Annotated in this window: 7 protein-coding genes; 4 read left to right on the plus strand and 3 right to left on the minus strand. The window is 71.0% G+C overall.

The window, feature by feature from the left end; all coding sequences use genetic code 11:
* The 3 genes from VOI19_RS09655 to hflX all read right to left on the minus strand — a co-directional run.
* The coding region (locus VOI19_RS09655; RefSeq protein ID WP_323792752.1) for an ATP-dependent DNA helicase at positions 1 to 1,099 on the minus strand (1,099 nt) is incomplete at its 3' end.
* A 177-nt stretch (positions 1,100 to 1,276) separates the two neighbouring features.
* A complete protein-coding gene (locus VOI19_RS09660; protein ID WP_323792753.1) occupies positions 1,277 to 1,948 on the minus strand; it encodes a hypothetical protein in 672 nt (223 codons plus the stop codon).
* 158 nt (positions 1,949 to 2,106) lie between these two features.
* Positions 2,107 to 3,597 (minus strand): GTPase HflX, encoded by a 1,491-nt coding sequence (hflX, locus tag VOI19_RS09665; protein WP_323792754.1) that lies wholly within the window; start codon positions 3,595 to 3,597, stop codon positions 2,107 to 2,109.
* 104 nt (positions 3,598 to 3,701) lie between these two features.
* Here hflX and VOI19_RS09670 point away from each other — a divergent pair, with 104 nt between their 5' ends.
* The 4 genes from VOI19_RS09670 to VOI19_RS09685 form a co-directional block, all read left to right on the plus strand.
* The gene (locus VOI19_RS09670; RefSeq protein ID WP_323792755.1) at positions 3,702 to 5,210 is read left to right on the plus strand and encodes a fused MFS/spermidine synthase; all 1,509 of its coding nucleotides are present in this window, start codon (positions 3,702 to 3,704) and stop codon (positions 5,208 to 5,210) included.
* A gap of 74 nt (positions 5,211 to 5,284) precedes the next feature.
* Complete coding sequence (locus tag VOI19_RS09675; protein ID WP_323792756.1) at positions 5,285 to 5,668, plus strand: hypothetical protein; 384 nt, start codon at positions 5,285 to 5,287, stop codon at positions 5,666 to 5,668.
* A complete protein-coding gene (locus VOI19_RS09680; RefSeq protein ID WP_323792757.1) occupies positions 5,665 to 6,306 on the plus strand; it encodes a vWA domain-containing protein in 642 nt (213 codons plus the stop codon). Before VOI19_RS09675 ends, VOI19_RS09680 begins: the two co-directional genes overlap by 4 nt.
* Positions 6,307 to 6,358: 52 nt before the next feature.
* On the plus strand, positions 6,359 to 7,738 hold a 1,380-nt coding region (locus VOI19_RS09685; protein WP_323792758.1), incomplete at its 3' end, for a hypothetical protein.

The following is a 7,738-nucleotide window of genomic DNA, read 5'->3' on the forward strand; positions in this document are numbered from 1 at the left end:
TCCGTTCGGCGATCGCGAAGACGTCCTGCACCGTGCCCTTGGCCTGGGTCAGGCCCGGGTCGGCCTCGCCGCTGTCGGAGCCCTTGCTCTTGGAGTCGGAGGCCTTGGGGTAGGCCGACAGGCAGGCGCGAGCGGCGTCGCGCACCAGCACGAGCGCGTCTGAGAGGTCGACCGGCATGCGCTCGAGCCGGCCGGGGCGCGCCTCGACCATCGCGTCGCGCAGCGCCTCACCGGCGTCGGCGAGGTCGTCGGCCTCGTTGCCCTCGACGTGGCGCACCGAGCGGCGGGCAGCCCGCTCGACGTCGGCGGCGGTGAGCTCGTCGGTGGCGGCCTGGGTGACCCGCGCGGTGAGCTCGTGAGCCTCGTCGATGACGACCGCGTCGTAGTCGGGGATCATCGGGACGCCCTCGATGGCGTCGATCGCGAGCAGCGAGTGGTTGGTGATCACCAGATGCGAGCGGTGGGCCTTCTCGCGGGCGACCTCGGCGAAGCACTCCTGCCCGAACGGGCACTTGGCCGCCCCCAGGCAGTCGCGGTGGCTGACGCTCACCTGGCGCCACTCCCGGTCGGTATGGCGGGGCGCAGCGTCGCGCTCGCCGGAACCCTTGTCGGAGGCCTCCTGCTCGGCCCACGAGCGCAGCTCGAGCACCTTCTCGGCCATCGAGCCCTGCGGCACGTCGACCAGCACGCCCTGGTCGTCGGGCACGCCCTCGCGGATGCGGTGCAGGCAGGCGTAGTTGGAGCGACCCTTGAGCACGGCGTACGACGTGTCGACCCCGGGCGCGCCCTTGACGGCCTCGATCAGCCGGGGCAGGTCGCGCTCGACGAGCTGGTGCTGGAGGGCGAGCGTGGCGGTGGCGATGACGACCCGCTTGTCGTGGACCAGCGAGGGCACGAGGTAGGCCAGCGACTTGCCGGTGCCCGTGCCGGCCTGCACCAGCAGGTGCTCCTTGGTGCGCAGGGCCGCGCCGACCGCCTCGGCCATCGCGACCTGGCCCGAGCGCTCCGAGCCACCCAGGGCCGCGACCGCCGTGCCGAGCACCTCGCGCACCGCGGAGTCGGCGGCGGCAGCGGCGGCGGGGGCGGGGGCATCAGGCACCCGAGCACCCTAACGGCGTCCACCGACCTGGCGTGCACCGTGCGGGTGGGCCTGTGGATGGGGTGTGAGGTTGGGCTCGTGCGTCGGCGGCAGATTCACCACTTCAGCGGAGAATCTCCCGCTTCTGTCATGAAGTTCCATGACACAAGCGGGAGATTCGTCCATCGTGGCCTGTGACTACGGCAGCTCGATCAACGTGCCGAACGACTCCTGGAGGACAGGCGTCACCGAGACGGTCATCGGGAAATCCTCGAAGTAGCTGAACGAACCCTGGTCCACCTGGCAGGTGACGATCACCTGCTCGTCGGCGGACACCGTCACGATCGCAGACATGCTGACGTTCCCCCGATATCCCAGGCCCGCATCGATCGGTGACGAGTTCCCGCCCACGAAGTCTCGGACGTCACCCTCCAGCAGCAACCCGCAGAAGCCGATCTTCGTCTCGGGACCGGCGGGGACCAGCGAGGCGTTGATGTCGAACCGGTAGGTGCCGGGCGCCACGTCCGGAATCACGAAGAAGTCCTGTAGTCCCCTGTCTCCAGGGGTGCTGAACGGGTAGGTCGTCGTGCTCGGCGAGAGCTGCTCGGCGTCGAGCCCGTCGACCTTGTCTGCGTTGAGCTTGGCGACTCGCTTCTTGGAGTTCACCTTCATCGGCGGGGAGGACTTCTTGGTCTTGAGGACCAGCGCCGGGCCCTTCTTGGTCTGCAGGATCGTCGCCTTCGACGACTTGTTGGCGGTGCCGAGCGCGACGGTCTTGGTTCCGGCGGCGTAGGACACCGAGCCGACCACGCCGAGGAGGCAGATCGCGAGCAGGGCTGCGCCGAAAGCGCGCCACGTGGATTGGGCCATGACAGATCCTTCGCTAGACGAACAGGACCTTTCGAGGCTAGGGACAAAGGCGAAGACGAGGAAGCGGCCACCGCATTCTTTACTTCACCCGGGCACCCCGCGTCCCAGTGGCGGACGTCCGGTGCGTGCGCCGAAGAACTACCTGCCGAGGAGCCGGCTCAGACCGAGTAGCCGGCGAGCTCGCCCGCGAGGTCCTCGTTGGCGCGACCCTTGACGAGGGTGCCCTCACCGGTGTGCTCGAGGACGTCGATCTCGCCCTCCTGGTGCAGCCGGTTGACCAGGTCGCCGCGGTCGTAGGGCAGCAGGACGTCGAACTCGACCCCCGGTCGGGGCAGCTCGCCCTCGACCATCGCCAGCGCCTCGGCGATGCCGGCGCCGGTCTTCGAGCTGACCACCACCGAGTGCGGCTCGGCGAGCTTGAGGCGCGCGAGCACCATCGGGTCGGCGAGGTCGGCCTTGTTGATGACGACGATCTCGCGCACCTCGGTGGCGTCGATGTCGGCGAGCACCTCGCGCACGGCACTCAGCTGGCCCTCGGGGTCGGGGTGCGAGCCGTCGACGACGTGCAGGATCAGGTCGGCGTCCGCGACCTCCTCGAGCGTGGAGCGGAACGCCTCGATCAGCTGGTGCGGCAAGTGCCGCACGAAACCGACCGTGTCGCTCATCGTGTAGATGCGCCCGTCGGCCGTCGTCGTACGACGAGTCGTGGGGTCGAGCGTGGCGAACAGCGAGTCCTCGACGAGCACGCCCGCACCGGTGAGCCGGTTGAGCAGCGAGGACTTTCCGGCGTTGGTGTAGCCCGCGATCGCCACCGAGGGGATCTGGTGGCGCTGACGGTCCTGGCGCTTGGTGTCGCGCGTGCCCTTCATCGCCTTCAGCTCGCGGCGCAGCTTGGCGATCTTGTCGTTGATGCGACGACGGTCGGTCTCGATCTTGGTCTCACCCGGACCACGACCACCGATGCCGCCGCCGTCGGCGCCGACGCGACCACCGGCCTGGCGCGAGAGGTTGCCACCCCAGCCGCGCAGGCGCTGCTTCATGTAGGACAGCTGGGCCAGCTCGACCTGGGCCTGGCCCTCGCGGGACTTGGCGTGCTGGGCGAAGATGTCGAGGATCAGAGCGGTGCGGTCGACGACCTTGACCTTGAGCCGGTCCTCGAGGTTGCGCAGCTGGCTGGGAGCGAGCTCACCGTCACAGATGACGGTGTCGGCGCCGGTGGCGCGCACGATCTCCTCGATGCCCTCGACCTTGCCGCGACCGACGTACGTCGCCGGGTCGGGGGTCTGGCGGCGCTGGTAGATCGCCTCGAGCACCTCGGAGCCGGCGGTCTCGGCGAGCAGCGCGAGCTCGGCCATGGAGTTCTCGGCGTCCGCGACGCTGCCGCTGGTCCAGACGCCGACCAGGACGACGCGCTCGAGGCGCAGCTGGCGGTACTCGACCTCGGTGATGTCCTCGAGCTCGGTGCGCAGGCTCGCGACACGGCGCAGCTGGTGGCGCTCGGCGAGCTCCATCGCGCCGACGGTGGGGACGTCCTCGGGGTCGGGCTCGTCTGCGTACCCGGAGACGAAGTCGTCGGGCTCGTGGTCGGGATCCCAGTCGGAGGTCTCGTCGAGCTCGTCGGCGAGGGAGAAGTCAGGTGCGTTCGTCATATGCCTCGATTCTAGGTCGCCGCCGGCGGCTGCGCGAACGGCTTTCTGCCGGGCCGCCCTGGTGGCGCTCATCGGGGTACAGACGCGTTTGCCATGCTCTGAGCGTGACAGACGCGCCCGCCGACCCCTCACCCTCCGGTGGAGCCCTCAGTGACCTGAGCGCCGGCGCCCTCGTCTTCGGGTCCTCGGCAGCCGTGCTCGTCGTCGAGATCGTCGCGCTGCGCCTGCTGGCGCCGTACCTCGGTCTGACTCTCGAGACCAGCACCCTGGTGATCGGCGTCGCGCTCGCCGCGATCGCCACCGGCTCGTGGTGGGGCGGTCGGATCGCCGACCGGGTGCCGCCGCGTCGACTGATCGGGCCGTTCCTGCTCGTCTCGGGCGTGGTGGTCGCCGCCACGCCGTTCCTCGTGCGGACGTCGGCCGAGGTCGCGAGCGGCTCGCTGGTCGTCCTGGCCTCCGGGATCGCGATCCTGGTGCCGGCGATGCTGCTCTCGGCCGTCACCCCGGCCGTGACCAAGCTGCAGCTCGTGCGGCTCGACGAGACCGGATCGGTCGTTGGGCGGCTCTCCGGCATCGGCACGGTGGGTGCGGTGCTGGGCACCGTGGTCACCGGCTTCGTGCTGATCTCACGGGTGCCGGTCAGCGGCATCATGGTGGGCCTCGGACTGATCCTGGTGGTGGTCGGGCTGGCGCTGGAGGCACGCTTCGGTCTCGTGCGGCGCACCGTGGTGACCTCGCTCGTGCTGGTCGGCCTCGGCGGGGTGGGCGCTGCGGTCGGACCGGGCGGCTGCGACGTCGAGACGGCCTACCACTGCGCCTCGGTGGAGGTCGACCCCGAGCGCGCCTCGGGGCGGGTGCTCGTGCTCGACAACCTGCGCCACTCCTACGTCGACCTCGACGACCCGACGCACCTGGAGTTCGACTACATCCAGGCGATCGGAGCGATGGTCGACACCGGCTTCGACGCCCAGGAGCCCCTGGCGACCTACCACCTCGGCGCCGGCGGCCTGACCATCCCCCGCTACCTGCAGGTCGTGCGACCCGGCTCGACGAGCATCGTCTCCGAGCTCGACCCGGGAGTCGTGCAGGTCAACCGCGAGCGCCTCGCCCTCGAGACCGGACCGGACCTCGAGGTGCGCACCGAGGACGGCCGTCTCGGCATCGAGGAGATCGGCACGACGAGCGTCGACCTGGTCGTCGGCGACGCATTCGGCGGCGTGAGCGTGCCGTGGCACCTCACCACCCGCGAGGCCGTCGACGAGATCGCCCGGGTGCTGCGCCCCGAGGGCGTGTATGCCGCCAACCTCATCGACCACGGACCCCTGGCCTTCGCCCGCGCCGAGCTCGCGACCCTCGGCGCGGTCTTCGAGCACCTGGCCCTGGCCGGTCCCCCGGAGGACCTCGCCCGCGAGGGCGACGGCGGCAACCTGGTCGCCTACGCCTCCGACTCCCCCCTCGACACCGAGGCCCTGGCTCGTCGACTCGCGGAGGGCGAGAGCGGGTGGGGCGTCCTCGACGATCCCGGCGTACGACGCTGGATCGGTGGCGCCGACGTGCTCACCGACGCCTTCGCACCGGTCGACCAGCTGCTCACGCCGTACGTCACTCGCTGACCAATGCCTGAAGGCGCACCAACTGCGTTGCCGCACTACTTGCGTGTCCGCAGTTTGTGCGGCATGCTTGCGCCATGAGCCCCGACCCCCACGCCTTCGACAGCGTCCGCGCCGCCCTCGATGCCGCCAGCGGCCTCGACGCCGACCAGGCGCTGCCGCACCTGCGCGAGGCCGCCGAGCGCCTCACCGAGCTCATCGACGAGTCTCTCGCCGAGGCGGTGCTCACCGGGAAGGCCTCGCTGCGCTCCGCCGGCGCCCGGGCCGGGCTCTCCGAGAACGCCGTCGGGCCACGACTCGCCCGCACCCGCACCCTCGGCGGCTACGCCAACGACGGCGGCCGCGTCACCGCAGCCGGCGTCGAGCGCGCCAAGTACGACGTCGAGACGGGGGCGCCACCACCGCCCCCGAAGCCGGCGTCCTCTCCCATGCGTTTCAAGTCACGAAGGAGCGCCACATGACCGACCAGACCCTCACCCACGTCTACTTCCTGCTCGACCGGTCCGGCTCGATGCAGTCGATCAAGTCCGACACCGAAGGCGGCTTCGAGGCCTTCGTGACCGAGCAGCGCGAGGCGCCCGGCGCCTGCCGCGTGACGCTGGCCCAGTTCGACGACCACTACGAGGAGGTCTACGTCGACCGCCCCGTCGCCGACGTGCCCCCGCTCGACCTGCGCCCGCGCAGCATGACGGCGCTCCACGACGCGATGGGGCGACTCATCACCGACGCCGGCGCCCGACTGGCCGCGCTGCCCGACGACCAGCGTCCCGGCACCGTGATCGTGGCGGTGATGACCGACGGCCTCGAGAACGCCTCGAAGGAGTGGACCGGGCCGGCGATCAAGGCCCTCGTCGAGCAGCAGACCCGCGACTACGGCTGGGACTTCATGTACATGGGCGCCGACCAGGACGCCATCGAGGTCGGCGCCGCCCTCGGGGTCAAGCGTGAGCACTCGCTCACCTACGGGCGCGGCAGGAGTCGCGAGGCGATGGCGCTCAAGGGCGAGAAGATCCGTCAGATGCGGGAGTCGCGGATGACCGTCGCCGGCGCCCCGATGCCCGCCTACACCGAGGCCGAGCGCAGCGATCTCGCGGAGTGACACCCGTCACGACCGACACGTGACGTCGCGCGCCCTGGAGCGTTGAACAGACATGCGTCAACTACACCGCTCCCCCCTGATCCTCGCGCTCGGGCTCGGTCTGACCGGCCTGCTCGTGCCGGCGACCGCCGCAGCCGCGCCGTCGGACCTCACCGACATCCCGACAGGTGCTCCCGCCGCCGCGACGCGCGCCGAGCCCGACCTCGCCGTCCCGCGCGGCTGGCCGTTCGAGCAGAAGCTGTCGCGCACGTCGGGCACGGGCGTGCTGCACGGCGGTGCGTCGTACTGGAGCGACTTCGTCTACGACGACCACGGCGCAGCGATCCCGAGCGGCTTCACCGTCGACAACATCGCCCGCCTCGCGCCCACCCAAGGCGTCTACACGTACGACGATCCGGCTGCGGCCGGCAACGGCGCCGACGTCTTCGTCGCAGCCGTCGGCGCTGACAAGCGGGCGTCCTACTGGCGCGTCGACTGGAACACCCTCGCCGACCCGAGCGTGCCGCTGGCCGTCTGGGGCCTCGACACCGACGCCTCCGCCGCGACCGGTACCGACCAGTGGCCGGCCGGCGCCGGCGTGACCTCGCCCGGCCTCGACCAGGCGATCATCGTGTCGAGCAAGGGCGCCTGGCTGCAGGACCTCACCACCAAGCGCTCCCGCAACCTGAAGAACTTCGGTGGCTCCCTCACCGTCGACAAGCAGACCCGCTCGTTCGTGGTGAAGGTGCCGCGCCGTCTCCTGCCGGTCAAGGGCCGCTGGAAGGTGCGCCTCGTGGCCGGCCTTGCGGGTCCGCGCGGGCGCGCCCTCGTGCCGGCGTCGATCTCGGGCCTGCGCGCCGGCGCCTACCCGCGGGTCTACAACGTCGGCTTCCGCAGCCACCGCCAGGAGCCCGCGATCTACACCAGCGGCAACACCTCCGCCCTGGTGGCGGCCTATCAAGAGCTCGCCGCCGGCACCCCGCCGTTCGACCAGCTCGGCGCCGACGGCCAGGCCCGCTTCGTGACCGGCAACTTCTGGTCGGAGGACCACCAGGCCGACGCGCTGGCCGCCGGCGACGTGTCGGCCTTCAGCCGCACCGTCCGCTGGCGCGCGCTCGAGCGGCGACGCAGCACCGCCGAGCCTCTCGTGCGCGGGGCCAGCAACCGCTGGTACGTCTCGCGCCTCGACCTCGGCCAGGGCGTCGTGAAGGACGAGGCCGGTGGCAGCGGTGACGGCAGGCCCAACTTCCTGGGCCACATCCAGCCCTACTCCGTCTACGTGCCGAAGGGCTACCAGCGCGGCACCCCCGCGCCACTGACGTGGACGCTCCACTCGCTGTCGGTCAACCACAACCAGTACACCGCCTACGACCCGCTCATGCTCGAGAGCCTGTGCGAGGAGCGCGACTCGATCTGCGCCGGCACGCTCGGCCACGGCCCCGACGGGTGGTAC

Source organism: Nocardioides sp. (assembly GCF_034670285.1).
Lineage (GTDB): Bacteria > Actinomycetota > Actinomycetes > Propionibacteriales > Nocardioidaceae > Nocardioides.

Coding starts and splice junctions, on each gene's coding strand:
- VOI19_RS09660 (WP_323792753.1), bottom strand. CDS start 1,948: ATGGCCCAATCCACGTGGCGCGCTTTCGGCGCAGCCCTGCTCGCGATC.
- hflX (WP_323792754.1), bottom strand. CDS start 3,597: ATGACGAACGCACCTGACTTCTCCCTCGCCGACGAGCTCGACGAGACC.
- VOI19_RS09675 (WP_323792756.1), top strand. CDS start 5,285: ATGAGCCCCGACCCCCACGCCTTCGACAGCGTCCGCGCCGCCCTCGAT.
- VOI19_RS09680 (WP_323792757.1), top strand. CDS start 5,665: ATGACCGACCAGACCCTCACCCACGTCTACTTCCTGCTCGACCGGTCC.